Source organism: Mycobacterium sp. E2497, from assembly GCF_001668695.1.
Lineage (GTDB): Bacteria > Actinomycetota > Actinomycetes > Mycobacteriales > Mycobacteriaceae > Mycobacterium.
Genome location: NZ_LZKD01000129.1, coordinates 13,175 through 31,499 on the forward strand (window position 1 = coordinate 13,175; position 18,325 = coordinate 31,499).

General features: G+C 68.5%; 17 protein-coding genes. 3 read left to right on the top strand and 14 right to left on the bottom strand.

Annotation, left to right across the window (positions count from 1 at the left end; translation table 11 throughout):
* Window positions 1–80 precede the first annotated feature (80 nt).
* The 5 genes from A5713_RS10610 to A5713_RS10630 form a co-directional block, all read right to left on the bottom strand.
* Window positions 81–827 (bottom strand): succinate dehydrogenase/fumarate reductase iron-sulfur subunit, encoded by a 747-nt coding sequence (locus tag A5713_RS10610; RefSeq protein ID WP_067918241.1) that lies wholly within the window; start codon window positions 825–827, stop codon window positions 81–83.
* Window positions 827–2,743, bottom strand: coding sequence for a fumarate reductase/succinate dehydrogenase flavoprotein subunit (locus A5713_RS10615; protein ID WP_068095322.1), 1,917 nt, complete (start codon window positions 2,741–2,743; stop codon window positions 827–829). Before A5713_RS10615 ends, A5713_RS10610 begins: the two co-directional genes overlap by 1 nt.
* A 39-nt stretch (window positions 2,744–2,782) precedes the next feature.
* The gene (locus A5713_RS10620; RefSeq protein ID WP_067920528.1) at window positions 2,783–3,610 is read right to left on the bottom strand and encodes a hypothetical protein; all 828 of its coding nucleotides are present in this window, start codon (window positions 3,608–3,610) and stop codon (window positions 2,783–2,785) included.
* Between the two features lie 79 nt (window positions 3,611–3,689).
* A complete protein-coding gene (locus tag A5713_RS10625) occupies window positions 3,690–3,995 on the bottom strand; it encodes a hypothetical protein (protein ID WP_067917962.1) in 306 nt (101 codons plus the stop codon).
* Window positions 3,996–4,260: 265 nt separating this feature from the next.
* On the bottom strand, window positions 4,261–4,710 hold the full coding sequence (locus tag A5713_RS10630) for an Hsp20/alpha crystallin family protein (protein WP_067917964.1): 450 nt from the start codon (window positions 4,708–4,710) through the stop codon (window positions 4,261–4,263).
* A 227-nt stretch (window positions 4,711–4,937) separates the two neighbouring features.
* Here A5713_RS10630 and nirB point away from each other — a divergent pair, with 227 nt between their 5' ends.
* Window positions 4,938–7,517 (top strand): nitrite reductase large subunit NirB, encoded by a 2,580-nt coding sequence (nirB, locus tag A5713_RS10635; RefSeq protein ID WP_082972891.1) that lies wholly within the window; start codon window positions 4,938–4,940, stop codon window positions 7,515–7,517.
* The gene (gene nirD, locus A5713_RS10640; RefSeq protein ID WP_068095324.1) at window positions 7,514–7,870 is read left to right on the top strand and encodes a nitrite reductase small subunit NirD; all 357 of its coding nucleotides are present in this window, start codon (window positions 7,514–7,516) and stop codon (window positions 7,868–7,870) included. Before nirB ends, nirD begins: the two co-directional genes overlap by 4 nt.
* Here the strand turns inward: nirD and A5713_RS10645 are convergent.
* From A5713_RS10645 to A5713_RS10680, 8 genes are all read right to left on the bottom strand, one after another.
* Window positions 7,867–8,319 carry a hypothetical protein gene (locus tag A5713_RS10645; RefSeq protein ID WP_067917970.1) on the bottom strand — a complete coding sequence of 151 codons (453 nt, stop codon included), beginning with the start codon at window positions 8,317–8,319 and terminating at the stop codon, window positions 7,867–7,869. The two genes, nirD and A5713_RS10645, sit on opposite strands and share 4 nt — an antisense overlap.
* A 73-nt stretch (window positions 8,320–8,392) precedes the next feature.
* On the bottom strand, window positions 8,393–9,172 hold the full coding sequence (locus A5713_RS10650; RefSeq protein ID WP_068095326.1) for a sirohydrochlorin chelatase: 780 nt from the start codon (window positions 9,170–9,172) through the stop codon (window positions 8,393–8,395).
* Window positions 9,163–10,314 carry a uroporphyrinogen-III synthase gene (locus tag A5713_RS10655; RefSeq protein WP_068095329.1) on the bottom strand — a complete coding sequence of 384 codons (1,152 nt, stop codon included), beginning with the start codon at window positions 10,312–10,314 and terminating at the stop codon, window positions 9,163–9,165. Before A5713_RS10655 ends, A5713_RS10650 begins: the two co-directional genes overlap by 10 nt.
* Window positions 10,315–10,391: 77 nt before the next feature.
* Window positions 10,392–11,789, bottom strand: coding sequence for an MFS transporter (locus A5713_RS10660; protein WP_068095331.1), 1,398 nt, complete (start codon window positions 11,787–11,789; stop codon window positions 10,392–10,394).
* A 352-nt stretch (window positions 11,790–12,141) separates the two neighbouring features.
* Window positions 12,142–13,053 carry a 5-oxoprolinase/urea amidolyase family protein gene (locus A5713_RS10665; protein ID WP_067917978.1) on the bottom strand — a complete coding sequence of 304 codons (912 nt, stop codon included), beginning with the start codon at window positions 13,051–13,053 and terminating at the stop codon, window positions 12,142–12,144.
* Between the two features lie 15 nt (window positions 13,054–13,068).
* Window positions 13,069–13,743 carry an allophanate hydrolase subunit 1 gene (locus A5713_RS10670; RefSeq protein ID WP_068095333.1) on the bottom strand — a complete coding sequence of 225 codons (675 nt, stop codon included), beginning with the start codon at window positions 13,741–13,743 and terminating at the stop codon, window positions 13,069–13,071.
* Between the two features lie 112 nt (window positions 13,744–13,855).
* The gene (locus A5713_RS10675; RefSeq protein ID WP_068095335.1) at window positions 13,856–14,854 is read right to left on the bottom strand and encodes an ABC transporter substrate-binding protein; all 999 of its coding nucleotides are present in this window, start codon (window positions 14,852–14,854) and stop codon (window positions 13,856–13,858) included.
* A gap of 57 nt (window positions 14,855–14,911) precedes the next feature.
* Window positions 14,912–15,496, bottom strand: coding sequence for a TetR family transcriptional regulator (locus A5713_RS10680; RefSeq protein WP_067917984.1), 585 nt, complete (start codon window positions 15,494–15,496; stop codon window positions 14,912–14,914).
* Window positions 15,497–15,625: 129 nt separating this feature from the next.
* Here A5713_RS10680 and A5713_RS10685 point away from each other — a divergent pair, with 129 nt between their 5' ends.
* On the top strand, window positions 15,626–17,035 hold the full coding sequence (locus tag A5713_RS10685; RefSeq protein WP_068095337.1) for an MFS transporter: 1,410 nt from the start codon (window positions 15,626–15,628) through the stop codon (window positions 17,033–17,035).
* Between the two features lie 7 nt (window positions 17,036–17,042).
* Here A5713_RS10685 and A5713_RS10690 read toward each other — a convergent pair whose 3' ends face one another.
* A complete protein-coding gene (locus tag A5713_RS10690; RefSeq protein ID WP_068095339.1) occupies window positions 17,043–18,305 on the bottom strand; it encodes a DNA polymerase domain-containing protein in 1,263 nt (420 codons plus the stop codon).
* Window positions 18,306–18,325: the final 20 nt, after the last annotated feature.

Below are 18,325 nucleotides of genomic sequence, written 5' to 3' on the forward strand. Positions count from 1 at the left end.
TTTCGGTTGGGGGCAGACCGTCGGGTTCGGGCCCGACGGGGTGATATGCGGGTACCCGGCGTGCCGGGCGCGCTAACGCCTCAGCGCCGGAACAGCTTGTTGCCCAACCACACCACGGGGTCGTACTTGCGGTCGGCGACCCGCTCTTTCATCGGGATCAGCGCGTTGTCGGTGATCTTGATGTTCTCCGGGCAGACCTCGGTGCAGCACTTGGTGATGTTGCAGTAGCCCAGGCCGTGCTCCTCCTGCGCCTGGTTGCGCCGGTCCAGCGTGTCCAGCGGGTGCATCTCGAGCTCGGCGATGCGCATCAGGAAACGCGGCCCGGCGAACGCCTTCTTGTTCTCCTCGTGGTCGCGGATCACGTGGCACACGTTCTGACACAGGAAGCACTCGATGCACTTGCGGAACTCCTGCGACCGCTGCACATCGGCCTGCGCCATCCGGTACTCGCCCGGCTGCAGATCCTTCGGCGGCGCGAAGGCGGGGATCTCACGCGCCTTCTCGTAGTTGAAGGAGACGTCGGTGACCAGGTCCCGGATCACCGGGAAGGTGCGCAGCGGCGTGACCGTCACGACCTCGTCCTCGGCGAACGTGGACATCCGGGTCATGCACAGCAACCGCGGCACCCCGTTGATCTCCGCCGAGCAGGAGCCGCACTTGCCCGCCTTGCAGTTCCACCGCACCGCGAGGTCGGGCGTCTGGGTCTGTTGCAGGCGATGGATGATGTCGAGCACCACCTCGCCCTCGTTGACCTCAACCGTGAAGTCTTGCAGCGCGCCGCTGGCATCGTCACCGCGCCACACACGCATGGTCGCGTTGTAGGTCATTAGCCTCTCCGTCCTGGATGCTCGGCCAGCTCGTCGTCGGTGTAGTACTTCTCCAGCTCGGAGATCTCGAAGAGCTCCAGCAGATCCGGCCGCATCGGCACCTGGTCCTTGCGGGTGATGCTGATGTCCGGGATCACCTCGTCGCCGCCGGCGGCCTGGCAGACCAGCAGCACCTTGCGCCAGCCCGAATCCATCGACGGGTGGTCGTCGCGGGTGTGGCCGCCGCGGCTCTCGGTGCGCTCCAGCGCGGCCTTGGCGACACACTCGCTGACCAGCAGCATGTTGCGCAGGTCGATGGCGAGGTTCCAGCCGGGGTTGTACTGGCGACCGCCCTCGACGTGCATGTTCTTGAACCGCTCGCGCAGCTTGTCCAGGCGGGAGAGCGCCTCGGAGACCTCGTCGGCCTTGCGGATGATGCCCACCAGGTCATTCATCGACTGCTGCAGCTCGAGCTGCAGCGTGTAGGGGTTCTCCGCCGCGGCGCCGTTGGCCGGTCCCTCGAACGGGGACAGCGCCCGCTTCGCCGCGGTCTCGACGGCGTCGGCCGAGATGGTCGGGCGGCTGCTGAGCGCGCGCACGTAGTCGGCCGCGCCCAGCCCGGCCCGCCGCCCGAAGACGAGCAGGTCCGACAGCGAATTGCCGCCCAGGCGGTTGGACCCGTGCATGCCGCCGGAGCACTCGCCGGCCGCGAACAGGCCCGGGACGGTGGCCGCACCCGTGTCGGCGTCGACCTCGACGCCGCCCATCACGTAGTGGCACGTGGGCCCGACTTCCATCGGCTCCTTGGTGATGTCGACGCCGGCCAGCTCCTTGAACTGGTGGTACATCGACGGCAGCCGCCGCTTGATCTCCTCGGGCGTCAACCGGGACGCGATGTCCAGGAACACGCCGCCGTGTGGGCTGCCGCGGCCGGCCTTGACCTCCGAGTTGATCGCGCGCGCGACCTCATCGCGGGGCAGCAGGTCGGGGGTCCGGCGGGCCGAGTCGTTGTCCTTGAGCCACTGGTCGGCCTCTTGTTCGGTCTCGGCGTACTGGCCCTTGAACACCGGCGGGATGTAGTCGAACATGAACCGCTTGTTGTCGGAGTTCTTCAGCACCCCGCCGTCGCCGCGGACGCCCTCGGTGACCAGGATCCCCTTCACGCTCGGGGGCCACACCATGCCCGTGGGGTGGAACTGGACGAACTCCATGTTGATCAGCGATGCGCCGGCCCGCAGGGCCAGAGCGTGCCCGTCGCCGGTGTACTCCCAGGAGTTCGAGGTGACCTTGAACGACTTGCCGATGCCGCCGGTGGCCAGGACCACCGCGGGCGCCTCGAACAGGACGAACTGGCCCGTCTCGCGCCAGTAGCCGAACGCGCCGGCGATCGCGTCACCGTCCTTGATCAGTTCGGTGATGGTGCACTCGGCGAACACCTTGATGCGCGCCTCGTAGTCGCCGAGCTCGGCGTGATCCTCCTGCTGCAGCGAGACGATCTTCTGCTGCATGGTGCGGATCAGCTCCAGGCCGGTGCGGTCACCGACGTGCGCCAGCCGCGGGTAGGTGTGCCCGCCGAAGTTGCGCTGGCTGATCTTGCCGTCTTTGAGGCGATCGAACAGCGCGCCATAGGTTTCCAGCTCCCAGACGCGGTCCGGTGCCTCCTTGGCGTGCAGCTCGGCCATCCGCCAGTTGTTGAGGAACTTCCCACCGCGCATGGTGTCGCCGAAGTGGGTCTTCCAGTTGTCCTTCGGGTTGGTGTTGCCCATCGACGCCGCGCAGCCGCCCTCGGCCATCACCGTGTGGGCCTTGCCGAACAGCGACTTGCACACCACCGCGACCTTGAGGCCGCGTTCGCGCGCCTCGATGACCGCACGCAGCCCAGCGCCGCCGGCACCGATGACGACTACGTCGTAGGCGTGCCGCTCGACCTCAACCATGAAACCCTCGCTAAATTCTGGTTTTCCTCAGATGGCCTGTCAGCCAACAAATCTCAAATCGGGGATGGCGCCGCCCGCCACCAGTGCGATGTAGAAGTCGGTGAGCATCAGGGTGCCCAGCGTGATCCACGCGTACAGCTTGTGCCGGGTGTTGATGTGGCTGACCTGGGTCCAGATCCAGTACCGCACAGGGTGCTTGGAGAAGTGCTTGAGCCGTCCGCCGGTCACGTGCCGGCACGAGTGGCAGGACAGCGTGTAGACCCACAGCATGACGACGTTGCCCACCATGATCACGTTGCCCAGCCCGAAGCCGAAGCCGCCGGGCCCGCTGTCCGAGTGGAACGCGATGATCGCGTCGTAGGTGTTGATCACCGAGATGATGCCGGCGATATAGAAGAAGTACCGGTGGCTGTTCTGGATGATCAGCGGGAGCCGGGTCTCGCCGGTGTAGTGGACGCGGGGCTCGGCCACCGCGCAGGCGCTGGGCGACTGCCACACCGTGCGGTAGTAGGCGCCGCGGTAGTAGTAGCAGGTCAGCCGGAACAGCAGCAGGAAGGGCAGCGTCAGCGCCGCGTAGGGCAGCCACCAGACGTCCGGCAGGATCTGCGGCCAGAAGTCGCCGGCCGCCCCGCACGCCTTGCTCACGCACGGCGAGTAGAACGGGGTCAGGTAGTGGTACTTCGGGACGAAGAAGTAGTCGCGTTGGAACGCGCGCACCGTCGCGTAGATGACAAACGCCGCGAAGCCCAGGTCGATCCGCAGCGGCGACATCCACCACCGGTCGGTGCGTAGGGTCCGTTGGGGGATGCTGGCGCGCGTGGGTGAAAAGACACCTGACGCAGGACGGTTCGCCGTGGGTGCGCTCATCTAGTGTTCCTCTTCGAACGGGCTGTTGGTCGAAGGGTACACAGAGAGCACCCCCTCATTTTTCGGGGGGCTTGGGTTGTCAGTACCTGCTGTGACCCCCGACACCCTCGTCGTCGACGTCGCGCCAGAATTCGCTGTCGTACTGGGTGTCGGGGATGACGATTTTCTCGCCGGAATGCTGCACGGTGGCCCGCGTCAGGTCCAGCTCGGATACGTCGGTGTCGAGCAATTCGACGTCGGACAGGATGCGGTTCGCGTCGATGACGATGCGCCGCATCGCCGGGTTGTCGCCGTAGCGATTCCTCAGGGAGCCGACGCACCGCCGCAGGCCGCCGATCAGATCGTGAAGTTCGGCGAGTTCAGTAGTGCCGGTAGGAAGTGTCACCGGATATCTCCTAGGGCGGGCGGTGTTGCGGATCACAGTACGCTTCCGATCCTATCCACGGCACAGCCCGGCGTCAGCCGACTCGCTTCCTTACTTTCTTATGTCTCCGCAGCCCGCGCTGGTGGGGGAGGCCGCCGCCGCGCAGCCGCGGGTCGCGGTCGACAATGGCGGCTTCGCCCGCCCGTTACCGCGCCGCTGGAGAAAAGCGCTGGGCGGCAAGCGGTTCCGGCGGGGCGCATGCCCTGCCGGAACCGTTGTCCACCTGTTACTTGCTGATCGCGATCCGCTGCGCCTGGCTTCCGGCGTACACGCCGGCGACCCGCACCGTCAGCACCCCGGCGTCGTACGAGGCCGTGACGGCGTCGCCGGTGATGTGGGCCGGCAGCTGGAACGACCGGCGGAACGACCCGTAGCGGACCTCGCGCAGGGTGCGCCCGTCTTTCTCCCCTTCGTCCTTGGCGTGCTCGTCGCGGCGTTCGCCGTGGATCACGAGCCGGCCACGGTCGACCTCGACGTTGACATCCTTCTCGACGTCAACGCCGGGGAGCTCGACACGTACGATCGCGTCGTCGCCGTCCTTGACGATCTCGCACGCCGGATTAAATCCGCTGGTGGCGGGCTTGTACCAGTCCGTCGCGGCGGCGGGTCCGAAGAAGTCGCGCAACCACCGGTCGGTGTCCCAGGCCGGTCGCGACCACAAGGGGAGGTTACTCATCGGGATCTCCTTGTACTTCCTTGAGCTTTGTTGTGGATTTGCTGTGTCCGGCGCCCTTTCGGCCGGCTGTAAGAAGAAACATGAGTCGACCACGCTAAAGTTCCACCTAGGCGTTCGCCTCGGGCGAACGAATATTCACAACGCTCCCTGTGAGTTGTGAGATCCTCGTCATAGGACCGTCACATTGGGCGAAATCGCGGTAATTTCTCGCCGCTAATCTCAAAGCCATGGCTGCAGACGGGATTTCGCGTGCGCACTGTGCGGGCGGTCACATCGTCGTAGTCGGGCACGGCATGGTGGGGCACCGGCTGGTCGAGGCGCTCCGGGCGCGCGACACCGAGGGCCTCTGGCGCATCACGGTTTTCGCCGAGGAGGCGGACGCGGCTTACGACCGCGTCGGGCTTACCTCGTACACCGAAAGCTGGGACCGCAAGCTGCTGGCACTGCCGGGCAACGACTACGCGGGTGACGACCGGGTTCGGTTGGTCTTGAACGCTCGGGTGACCGAGATCGACCGGGAAGCGAAGTCCGTGGTGACTGCCGACGGGCAGCGGTGCGGCTACGACACGTTGGTGTTGGCCACCGGGTCCTACGCCTTCGTCCCCCCGGTGCCGGGCCATGACCTGGCGGCGTGCCACGTCTACCGCACGCTCGACGATCTCGACGCCATCCGCGCCGACGCGCAGCGCACGGCGGAAGCCGGTCGCTCCCCGGCGGGCGTGGTCATCGGCGGTGGCCTGCTGGGCCTGGAAGCCGCTAATGCGCTGCGCCAGTTCGGCTTACAAACACACGTCGTCGAGATGATGCCACGCTTGATGGCCCAGCAGATCGATGAGGGCGGCGGCGCATTGCTGGCCAAGATGGTCGGCGACCTGGGCATCGCGGTGCACGTGGGCACGGGCACGGAGTCGATCGAAGCGATCGACCATCCCGATGGGGTGTCATCGGTGCGGGTGCGCTTGACTGACGGTGAGGTCATCGACGCGGGGCTGGTCATTTTCGCGGCCGGCATCCGGCCGCGCGACGAGCTGGCCAGGGCCGCAGGGCTGGAGCTTGCCGAGCGCGGCGGCGTGCTCACCGACTTGGCCTGCCGCACAAGCGATCCGGACATCTACGCGGTCGGTGAGGTCGCCGCGATCCAGGGCCGGTGCTACGGCTTGGTGGGACCCGGCTACACCTCCGCCGAAGTGGTGGCCGACCGCCTGCTGGACGGCGCCGCGGAGTTCGGCGAAGCGGACCTTTCCACCAAGCTCAAGCTGCTCGGTGTCGACGTCGCCAGCTTCGGCGATGCGATGGGGGTGACCGAGAACTGCCTCGAGGTCGCCATCAACGACGCGGTCAAGAAGACCTACGCCAAGCTGGTGCTGTCCGACGACGCGAAGACCCTGCTCGGCGGCGTCCTGGTGGGCGACGCCTCGGCCTACGGGGTGCTGCGGCCCATGGTCGGCAGCGAGCTGCCCGGGGATCCGCTCGCGCTGATCGCGCCGGTCTCCGGCGACGCTCCGGCGCTCGGGATCGGCGCGCTGCCGGATTCCGCCCAGATCTGCTCGTGCAACAACGTCACCAAGGGCGATCTGAAGTGCGCGATCGCCGACGGCTGCGCCGACGTGCCCTCGCTCAAGTCGTGCACCGCGGCCGGCACGTCGTGCGGTTCGTGCGTGCCCCTGCTCAAGCAGCTGCTGGAAGCCGAGGGCGTGGAACAGTCCAAGGCGCTGTGCGAGCACTTCAGCCAGTCGCGGGCGGAACTCTTCGAAATCATCTCGGCCACCGAGATCCGGACGTTCTCCGGCCTCCTGGAGCGCTTCGGCCGCGGAAAGGGTTGCGACATCTGCAAACCCGTGGTCGCGTCCATCCTGGCCTCCACCGGCTCGGAGCACATCCTGGAAGGCGAGCAGGCCTCGCTGCAGGATTCCAACGACCACTTCCTGGCCAACATCCAGAAGAACGGCAGCTACTCGGTGGTGCCGCGGGTGCCCGGCGGTGACATCAAACCCGAGCACCTGATCCTGATCGGCCAGATCGCGCAGGACTTCGGGCTCTACACCAAGATCACCGGCGGACAGCGCATCGACATGTTCGGCGCGCGGGTGGACCAGCTGCCGGAGATCTGGCGCCGGCTGGTCGAGGGCGGCATGGAGTCGGGCCACGCCTACGGCAAGGCGCTGCGCACCGTGAAGAGCTGTGTCGGCACCGACTGGTGCCGCTACGGGCAGCAGGATTCGGTGCAGCTGGCCATCGATCTGGAGTTGCGGTACCGGGGTCTGCGGGCGCCGCACAAGATCAAGATGGGCGTCTCCGGTTGTGCGCGCGAGTGCGCCGAAGCGCGCTCCAAGGACGTCGGCGTCATCGCCACCGAGAAGGGCTGGAACCTCTACGTCGGCGGGAACGGCGGCATGACGCCCAAGCACGCGCAGCTGTTGGCCAGCGACCTGGACACCGAGACGCTGGTCCGCTACGTCGACCGGTTCATCATGTACTACATCCGGACGGCCGACCGGCTGCAGCGCACGGCGCCCTGGGTCGATTCGCTCGAGGGCGGCCTCGACCACGTGCGCGAGGTCGTGTGCGAGGACTCGCTGGGCCTGGCCGAGGAATTCGAGGCCGCAATGGAGCGGCACGTGCAGAACTACAAGTGTGAATGGAAGGGCGTGCTCGACGACCCCGACAAGCTGTCGCGGTTCGTCTCGTTCGTCAACGCCCCGGACGAGGTCGACTCGACGGTGGAATTCACCGAGCACGCCGGGCGCAAAATCCCCGTTTCCATTGGGATGCCGAAGATCCGTACGGGAGCTGGAGAGGAATCATGACACTTCTCAACGACATTGCGGTGTGGACGACTGCCTGCGAGTACGACCGCCTCATCCCGGGCCGGGGCGTCGGCGTGTTGCTCGACGACGGGTCCCAGGCGGCGTTGTTCCGGCTCGACGACGGCTCGGTGCACGCGGTGGGCAACGTCGACCCGTTCTCCGGCGCGGCCGTGCTCTCCCGCGGGATCGTGGGGGACCGCGGGGGCCGGGTGACGGTCCAATCGCCGATCCTCAAGCAGGCCTTCTCACTGGATGACGGTGAATGCCTGGACGATCCGAACTTCTCGGTGCCGGTGTACCCCGCGCGTGTCACCGACGACGGCTTCGTCCAGGTCGGCCGGCTCGCCGCCTAGCGGGTGATGTCGCCGACGAGGTAGCGCTGCATCGTCGGGCCGATCGCGTCGACGAGCGCGTCGACCGACATCGAATGCAGTGGCTCCGAGCGGATGCCGTAGCGCATGATGCCCAGACCCACCAGCTGCGAGGCGCACAGCGAAGCCCGCGTGGCGGCCTTGTCCGCCCCCAGCAGCTTGAGCAGCGGGCCGAATACCGGCCCGACGAACATGCTCTGCACGGTTTCGGCGGTCTTGGCCATCCCGGTGGAGGCGATCGCGCTCGCGGCGAAGGGGCCGCCGCCGGCGGCGTCCCAGGTGGTGATCAGCATGCGCAGCGTTTGACGGCCCACCTGATTGGCCCCGCCGGTGACGATGCGGTCGATGAATTCCGGTGTGCCGAACGGCAACCGCAGCATCTTGGCGACCGGGTCGAGGAGCCCACGCGACGGCTCTTCGCGACGGGGCATGGTGCCAGGATCGCCGGAATCAGGCCAAAGATCAAGCGTCGCGGGCGTCGGCGCGCCTCGACGATCGGCGCCTTCAGGCCGCCGGATTCGGCCGCACGATGCGGTCGTGCACCCACCGCTGGGCGCTCGAGCGGCGCGAAGCGTGCCGGGCGGTGGGGGCCAGCACCGGCGGCATGGCCCGGCGGAATCGGTTGGCGATCAGGCGTGTCAGGCCCGGATGGGTGCTCAGCGGTTGGCTGACCAGGTCGGCGCCGCAGGCGCGCAGCCTCTCCTGGAACAGGCCGTCGGCCAGCAGGTAGGAGGCGACCACGACGCGCGCGTTGGTGCGGCGGGCCTGGCGTCTCGCCTCGTCCACCGCTTCGGGCAGCTGCGGGTCCCCGGTGGCCGCGAAGGCCAGACTCACTCGCGACCCGGTGAGCGCCGACACCAGCGTCGCGGTGGTGTGCAGGTCGGCGCGCGCTTTGACATCCGATGTTCCCGCCGCCGCCAGGATCACCGAATCACCCGGGCGCCAACCGCATTTGAGCAATTGGTCGCCGACGATCCGGGCGATCTGGCCACTGGGGCCTAGGGCGGGGGTGACGATGACGTTGGGGTGCCCGCTCTGCCCGACGTGGGCCGGCAGGTCCGCGCGGACGTGGTAGCCGCGCGACAAGAACGCGGGCAGCACGATGGCGGGCCGGCCGGTGGCCTTGGCAAGCGACAGCACCTCGCTGGGGGTGGGCCCCAACACGTCGACGAACGCGACCTCCACCGGGCGTGCGATCAACGAGCTTGCCTGCGCGGCAAGCTGTTCGACCATCGCCACACCCTCCGGCCGGCGGGTGCCGTGCGCGACCAGGATCAGCGCCATGAGGCGTCCGCCCGTTGCTCGGTCGCGAGCCGGTAGCCACGCTTGACCACCGTCGCGATGATGTTCTTGTCGCCCAGGGCCGTCCGCAGCCGCAGCACCGCCGTGTCGACGGCGTGCGGGTCGTTGCTGTTGCCGGGCAGCGCGCGCAACAGGTCACCGCGGGGGACGACGTCGCCGGGGCGTTTCGCCAGCGCACGCAGGATTCCCATGCCCGAGGGCGACAGCACCTTGATCGAGCCGTCCACCAGCACGCAGGTGCCGCGGATGTCGACGGTGTGGCCGGCGGCCCGCACGGTGCACGAACCCAGCAGCGGCAGCTCTTCGGCGACGTGACGGGCCAAGGCGCCCAACCGCATTCGTTCCGGCGACGACGTGGGCACGCCTTTGCGGATCAACGGCTTGGACGTCACCGGGCCGACGCACATCGCGTGCACGTCGCTGCGCAGGGCGCCCAGCAGTTGGTCCTCGACGTCGAGCTCGCGGCCGCGTTCGAGCACCGCCGCCGCCGCCGGCGCCGACGTGAAGGTGACCGCGTCGAACTGCCGCGCCGCGATGCCCGTCACGAGCTGATCGAACGTGCCGCCCAAAGGCGTTGGCTTCCAGCGGTATACCCGGACGGGCACCACCTGCGCGCCCGCCAGGCGCAACCCGCCGAGGAACTCCGGGAAGGGATCCCACGCGTCGGCGGCGCCGTGCAGCTGGACCGCCACCCGCAGCCCGGCCATTCCCGAGTGGAGCAGGTATTCCAGGACTTCCTGCGACGACTCGGATTCCGGGGACCACTCCTCGTGCAGGCCGGCGGCGCGCAGTGCGCCGGTGGCCTTCGGCCCGCGCGAGACGATGCGGGCCGAAGACAGCGCGGTGAGGAGCGGGTTGACCAGCCCCCACCCCTCGGCCGCGGCGAGCCACCCGCGGAAGCCGATGCCGGTGTGCGCGACGAGGACGTCGGGTGGCTCGGCGATCAATGCCTCGGTGTTACGGTGCAATTCGTCGTCGTCGGGCAGCGCGATCATGTTGATCGCCGGCGCGCTGCACACCTCGGCGCCGTGGCGGCTGAGCAGCGCACACAGCTCCTCGGAGCGCCGGGCGGACGTCACCGCGATGCGGTAACCCGTCAGCGGCGGGGAGTCCGGCTGGCCCATATCACCTGTGTATGCCTGTCAGATTTCGGTTGCGTTACCTGGCAATTGCTTGCGCATTGCCCACCATGAGGGCGCGCTCACACGCGCGCCAGCGCACCTGCCGTCTCACCGTCCACCGCCTCGGTGGGCGGCGCCGGTCGGCGCACGTATACCGACCACGTGACGACCGCGGCCACGACGTAGGAAGCAAGGAACGCCCAGTACGCCGACGTCTCCTCCCCGGTGGCCAGGTAGGACTGGCGCAGCGCGAGGTTGATGCCCACCCCGCCCAGCGCACCCACCGCGGAGCAGACGCCGATCAACGCTCCCGCCTTGGCGCGCGCCCAGTGGCGGCGCTCGTCCTCGCTCATCTGTAGGGCGTGGCTGCGCGCGTCGTACACCGAGGGGATCAATTTGAACACCGAACCGTTGCCCATCCCGGACAGGACGAACAGCACCATGAAGCCGATGACGTAACCGATCATGCTGGTCGAGCGGTCCCCGGCGTTGTGATCGTCGATGGTGCTGATGATGACCAGCAGCCCGGCCCCCAGCGTCATGCCGGCCAGCACGCCGAGCGTGACCCGGCTGCCGCCCTTGCGGTCGGCCAGCCGGCCGCCGTAGATGCGGGCCAGCGAGCCCAGCAGGGGGCCGATGAAGGCCACCTGCGCGGCGTGCAGCGCCGCGTGCTTGGCGCCTTCCCCGTTGGCCAGGAAGTTCACCTGCATCACCTGGCCGAAGGCGAAGGAAAAGCCGATCCAGGAGCCGAAGGTGCAGATGTAGAGCAGCGAGATCACATAGGTGTCACGCTCGAACAGGATCGAGCGCATCGTGTTCAGCTCGGTGCCGTGGCTGACGTTGTCCATGAACAGTGCGGCCGCGAGCCCGACGACCACCAGCGCGACCAGGTACACCGCGCACACCCAATACGGCGCCTCGTGTCCGGCCGTGGCCAGCACCAGGAGTGCGACCAGCTGGATCACCGCCACCCCGAGGTTGCCGACACCGGCGTTGACGGCAAGTGCCGAGCCCTTGAGCCGCTGGGGATAGAAGGCGTTGACGTTGGCGAGCGAAGCCGCATAGTTGCCGCCGCCCAGCCCGGTCAGGGCCGCGCACACCACGAAGGGCCACAGCGGAAGGCCGGGGTTGGCGAGCAACACGATCGTGCCGACGGTCGGGATCAGCAGCACGAACGCCGAAAACGCGGTCCAGTTACGGCCGCCGAAGGTGGCGATGCCCAGGGTGTAGGGGATCCGGGCCAGGCCACCGACCAGCGTGGCGACGGCGCCCAGCAGCAGCTTGTCGCCGGCGGAGAAGCCGTAGACGTGCTCCGGCATGAACAGCGCCATGACCGGCCAGAGCGTCCAGACCGAGAAGGCGACGTGGTCGCCGGCGATGGTGCACAACAGGTTGCGGCGGGCGATCTTCCTGTTGCCCGCCTCCCAGGCCGCCGGGTCTTCTGGATTCCAGTCCGCGATGCGGTGATTGCGGGCCATCCGAACGTCACCTTTCGTCGACTGCCATGCGGGAAGGGCACGCCGCAGTGCTCGTTTCCGTTGCCCCGCGGGCGAATTCGGCTGGGGCCCGCGCCGGGAGAAAATCCGGGCGCCCCGAATGAAGAGGCATGCCCCGCCGCGTGTTTCGATGCTCACATTCGGGGCGGGAATGGGTCAACTCAATCGGGCCCGAATCGGCTGTTAGTTGATTACCAGTTATCTGGTAAGTCGCTGTAGGCGGCACCCGACGGTGAAATGGCCAACCAAATCAGGTGATTCGAAGCCGTCGCGCGGCTTGGTGTGAGCTGGAATACATTTCGGCGGACAACGGGCCCAACTGAGCCTGGAACGACTACGGGAACGGCCAGGCGCCGGCACGCGGCTGGGCGCCGACCAGGACCCTGGGGCGAGACCAGTGCAGGCGCACCGACTGGCCGGGGCGCACCTGGGCGATCTTGTCGATGTCCCCGTCGACCACCACGCCCACCACTGGGTAACCGCCGGTGACCGGGTGATCGGGCCCCAGGATCACCGGTAACCCGTTGGGCGGCACCTGAATCGCCCCCCGGGTGGTGCCCTCGCTGGGCAGCTGGCGGTCCGGGTAGCGGTACTGCAGCGGGCGGCCGGTCAGGCGCATCCCCACGCGGTCGCTGCGGTCGGAGGCCACCCAGTCGTTGTGCACCAGGACGTCGGGGTCGACGAACCAGTCGTCGCGCGGCCCGGGCACCACGGCCAGCTCGACGGCGCTGCCGGTGATCGCCGCCACCGGGGCCTGATCCAGTTCGGGATAGTCGGGGGTGTGCTCCCCGACCGGGAGCTCGTCTCCCACCCGCAGCGGTCCCGGGCCGATGGCCGACATCACGTCGTAGCTGCGCGAGCCCAGTACCGGCTCCACTCCGATGCCGCCGCGCACCGCGAGATATGTCCGCAGCCCGGCGCGAGGCGTGCCCAAGGCGATCACCTGGCCGTCGCGGACATGTTGAATGCTGTTGGTGCCGAACTTTTTTCCGTTGACGGTCGGGTCGGTGTCGGCGCCCGTGACCGCGATGTCGACGTCGCCGCCCCGGACACGGGCCGCGAATCCGCCTAACGTGACCTCGACGGTGGCGCGGTCAACGGGGTTGGCGACCAGCCGGTTGGCCAGCTGGTGGGCGCGACGGTCGGCCGCCCCGGACCGGCTCACGCCGAGGTGGGCCAGCCCCGGCCGGCCCAGGTCCTGGACGACGGCGAGCGGGCCGGTGCGAAGGATCTCCAGGGTTGCCACGGTGGTCTCCTTACCTCAGACGGCCCGGAACTGAACCCAGGTGCCCTGCGTCAGCAGCGCCGGTTGGGGCCGTTCGAGGTCCCACATGACCGCGTCGGTGCGGCCGATCAGTTGCCAACCGCCCGGCGACTGGCGCGGGTATATCGCGCTGAATTCGCCGGCCAGACCGACCGAGCCGGCGGGCACCGAGGTGCGTGGCTCCGGGTGGCGCGGCACCCGCAGCCGGGGATCCCCGTCGACCAGGTACGCGAATCCCGGGGCGAACCCGCTGAATCCGACCCGCCAGAGCGAACCGGTGTGGGCGTCGATCACCTGCGGGATGGTCAGCCCGGTGTGGTCGGCCACCTCGGCGAGGTCCGGGCCGTCGTAGACGACGTCGATCACCACGTCGGCGCGGCGATCGGACGCGGGGACCTCCTCGGCGGCGACCCGCATCTTGCGCAGTCGCTGACGGATCACGCCTTGGCGGCGCGGGCCGTCGAGCTTCACCAGCACCGTGCGCGCGGCCGGGACGATGTCGACCACGCCGGGCAACGCCGCGACCCGCAACTGCGCCGCCCACGCCAGCACCTCGGCGGTGCTGCCGCATTGCAGCATCAGCGCGCTGTCGCCGAAGTCCAGAACCGTGTTGCCGACCAGGTCCGTGGGCAGGTCCCTGGGCACGTTGTCGGTAAGGCCCGTCACGCTCATTACTCGACGGTAACCGCCCGATCGCCGGCCGGGCGAGGGGCGGGCGACGGATTTTCGAACACTGCCAGAGCTGCCTTAGCAAACACTCAAACGCCGCCGGCGCGGCGGGGATCTAACCGAGGATTTTGGCCAGCTGCGGGGGCAACTGGTCGGCGACCAACGGGTAGCTCAGCGGCGAGGAGAACGCGATGGCGCCGGCCTGCTCCTTGGTGGTGAAGACGTGCCGGTTCTGCGCGGTGGCCTGTGACCCCGCCACGTCGGGGTCGGCGAGCAACGCCTTCTGGTCGTCGGGGCTCTCGGTTGTCCAGATGAGCACGTCGGCGGAGTCGAGCACCGCCTTGACGCGGTCGCGCGGGATGACGGCGCGGTGGCCGGTGCCGAACGGCTTGATGCTGTCGGCGATCACCAGGCCCATCTGATTGAGGAAGTCCGTGCGCCAGCCCGCCATGGCCGCGACGACGGTCCCTTGCCAGAGGGCGCCCTCCATCAGCAAGGCCTTCTTGCCCGTCCAGGTCGGGTGTTCCTTGCCGACGGCGGTGAACCTCTGGTCGACCCCGTCGATGAGCGACTTCATCTGGTCGGCCTGGAACACCGCCCGGCCGATGACGGCGGCCTGCTCCTTCCACGGCTCGAAGAACGCGTCACCGTCCGACTGCGGCACGGTCGGGGCGATCGCGGAGAGCTTCTGATAGGTGTCGGCGTCCACCCCGGCGTTGGTGGCCACGATGAGATCCGGTTTGAGGCCCGCGATCTGGTCCACCGGGATCCCGTTGTCGAGGTTGAGCACCACCGGCTGAGCCCCGCCGAGCTTGGCTTGCGCCCACGGCCACACCGCGAACGGCTGATCGCCGAACCAGTTGGTCACGGCGATCGGTACGACGCCGACCGCGAGCAGGTCGTCTTGCTCGGTGTACCCGGCACTGACCACGCGCTTGGGGGGCTCCTTGATCACGGTCTGACCGAAGAGGTGGTCGATCGTCACCGATTTGCCGCCGCCGGTATTCGAGGACGGTTTGCCTGACGAGCACCCCGCCGGGGCGCCGGCGACCGCGGCGACGGCTGCAGCCCCTGCGAGCTGCAAGAATCCCCGTCGATTCCAACCCTGTCGCATCGCGTGAGATTATCGCGTTCCCCGCTCGCAACGCCCGTCGCCGCGCGGTTGCGCCGCTCAGCCCAGCGGCATGCCGGCGTCCAGGAAGTCCAGCGCCCGATAGATGGTGTCGGAGGTCTTCGGCGCGCTGTCGTAGGCGGCCATCATGGCGCCGACCATCGCGCCGACGAACACCCGGACCTCGAAATCCGTTGCCGGACGGCCGATCCGGCGACCGATCGCCTCCGCCATGACGTTCACGGTGCGGTAGTACTCGTCGTAGAGGGCGGCCTTGAGCTCGGGTATCGAGAAGATCAGGCGCTGTCGGGTGTTCTCGAACTCCAGCTGCTCGGGCGACAGGCCGGCCATCGTGCTGGCGTACGCGCGGCGGATGGCCTGGCTGGGTGACAACTCCGGTGGCTGGGCGTCGAACGCCGCCAGTATCAGCGGATCGAGGTCGTCGGCCAGCAGCAGCGACTCCTTGGATCCGAAGTACCGGAAGAACGTGCTGGGGGACACCTCGGCGGCGTCGGCGATCTGTTCGATGGTGGTGGCGGCGTAGCCGTTCGCGTCGAACAGGCGGAACGCCTCACGGCGCAGGGCATGACGGGTCTTGATCTTCTTGCGTTCGCGCAGCCCCAGGGGCCGATCGGTCGCCTGCATGCGGCAATTCTCCCGCACTGGGCGGGCAAAAAGTTCTGACAAGCGGGGAACGGCCGTTGCGAGATCCACGTATCGCCGACGTAACTGCGTCCACGCGGCCCGGTAACAGTCCCTTCCTAACGTCGGGGCGTGACTACGACGACCACGCCCGAGTCGACCGCTCCGGTCCTCGCCCCCGCGCACCCGCGTCATCGAGGCGGGCACTGGATCGATGACTGGCGGCCCGAAGACCCCGCGTTCTGGGAGGCGACCGGCAAGCCGATCGCCCGGCGCAACCTGATCTTCTCCATCTTCGCCGAGCACGTCGGCTTCAGCGTGTGGATGTTGTGGAGCATCGTGGTGGTCCAGATGACCGCCGGTGCCCACGGGCATCCGTCCGCCTCCGGCTGGGCGCTGACCGCGAGCCAGGCGCTGTGCCTGGTCGCCGTGCCCAGCGGCGTCGGCGCCTTCCTGCGCCTGCCCTACACCTTCGCGGTGCCGCTCTTCGGCGGCCGCAACTGGACGACCATCTCGGCGGCGCTGCTGCTCATTCCGTGCGTGCTGCTGGCCTGGGCGGTCAGCCATCCGGGCCTGTCGTTCGCGGTGCTGGTGTTGATCGCCGCCACCGCCGGCTTCGGTGGCGGCAACTTCGCCTCGTCGATGGCCAACATCTCGTTCTTCTACCCGGAGAAGGACAAGGGCTGGGCGCTCGGCCTCAACGCGGCCGGCGGCAACATCGGCGTGGCGGTGGTGCAGAAGATCATCCCGCCCATCGTCGTGGCCGGTGGCGGGGTGGCGCTGTCGCGCGCCGGCCTCTTCTACATCCCGCTGGCGGTGGTGGCCGCGGTGTGCGCGTTCCTGTTCATGAACAACCTGTCCGAGGCGAAGGCGGACGTGAAGCCGGTGTGGCAGTCGCTGCGGCATCCCGACACGTGGGTCATGTCGCTGCTCTACATCGGCACGTTCGGCTCGTTCATCGGCTACTCGGCGGCCTTCCCGACCCTGCTCAAAACGGTGTTCGGCCGCGGCGACATCGCGTTGACCTGGGCATTCCTCGGGGCAGCGATCGGCTCGGTGATTCGGCCCCTGGGCGGCAAGCTGGCCGACCGCATCGGCGGCGCCCGGATCACCGCCGTCAGCTTCGTCATGCTCGCCGCCGGCGCCGCGGCTGCGCTGTGGTCGGTCAACGCCAAAAACCTGCCGCTGTTCTTCGCCAGCTTCATGTTCCTGTTCGTCGCGACGGGCATCGGCAACGGCTCGACCTACCGGATGATCTCGAGGATCTTCGTGATCAAGGGGCAACTCGCCGGGGGCGACCCCGACACCATGGCGCACATGCGGCGCCAGGCCGCGGGCGCGCTGGGCGTGATCTCGTCGATCGGGGCCTTCGGCGGATTCGTCGTGCCGCTGGCCTACGCCTGGTCGAGGTCGCAGTTCGGCAGCATCGAACCCGCGCTGCGGTTTTACGTGGGCTTCTTCCTCGCCCTGCTGGTGGTCACCTGGTACTGCTACCTGCGCAAGGGCAACGCCTACCAGGCGCGAGCTGCGGTCGGGGTGTAGCCGGATTTCAGCGCGACGGCTGCTGCCTGCCGCCGTATCCCTGCCCCTCCTTTATCCAAGGGCTGTAGTCGGCGATCAGCTCCTCCTGCGGCGGTCGCTGGTCGGCCGGGACATGCCGCAGGTTGATCCGGATCCGGTACCAGATCGAACTCGGCCCGCGCATCCCGTCGACCAGCACGTCGGCCGGCTGCAGCAGGCGAGACGCGTCCGGGTGGCGGTCGCGCCAGGTATCCAGCGCGGCCAGCGCCTCGTCCTTGGTCTTGGTGCGGGCGATCTCGATGAGCGGCATCGCCGACCGGCGCCGGCCGTCGGCCGTGCCGGATCCCTTCGGCGCACGCTCCGGGGGGCCCATCTCCTCGGCCAGCACCAGCAACCGGTCGAGCTCGCCGACCGCGTCGTCCATCCCCGCCCAGGGGTCGCCCATGGCGGCGAACCGAGCGGGCACCGTGTCGATGGTGAACTCGTCGGGGCGGCGCTCGGTGACCTCGTCCCAGAGCAGCGGCGTGGACACCCGGGCGTCCGGCGTCGCCCGCACCGAATACGCCGACGCGACCGTGCGGTCCTTGGCGTTCTGGTTGAAGTCGACGAACACCCCTTCGCGTTCTTCCTTCCACCAGCGGCTGGTCGCGGCGCCGGGCGCTCGGCGCTCGACCTCCCGGGCGACGGTCTGGGCGGCCAGGCGCACCTGCCGGAATTCCCAGCGCGGGGCGATCCGGGCATAGATGTGAAAGCCGCGCGACCCCGACGTCTTCGGCCAGGCCACCAGGCCGTAGTCCTCCAGCACCTCGCGGGCGACCAGCGCCACGTCGACGATCCGCCGCCAGTCGACCCCGGGCATCGGATCCAGGTCGACCCGCAGTTCGTCGGGATGGTCGAGGTCGTCGGCCAGCACCGGGTGCGGGTTGAGGTCGACGCAGCCCAGGTTGACCGCCCACGCCAGGCCGGCGGCGTCGTGAATGACGGCTTCGGCGGCGGAGGTACCGCGCGCGTAGTGCAATTCGGCGACGTCCACCCAGTCGGGCCGGTTCTTCGGTGCCCGCTTCTGGAAGACCGCCTCCTCAGAGATGCCCTTGACGAAGCGCTTCAGGATCATCGGCCGGCCGGCCACGCCGCGTAGGGCCCCCTCGGCCACCGACAGGTAATAGCGGACCAGGTCGAGCTTGGTGTGCGGCCCCGCGTCGCCGTGGGCGTCGAACACCACCTTGTCCGGGTGGGTGATCGTCACCTCGTGCCCGGCCACCTCCAGCGAAACCGGACCCATGTTCATCATCGTAAGTCGATGGGTACTTA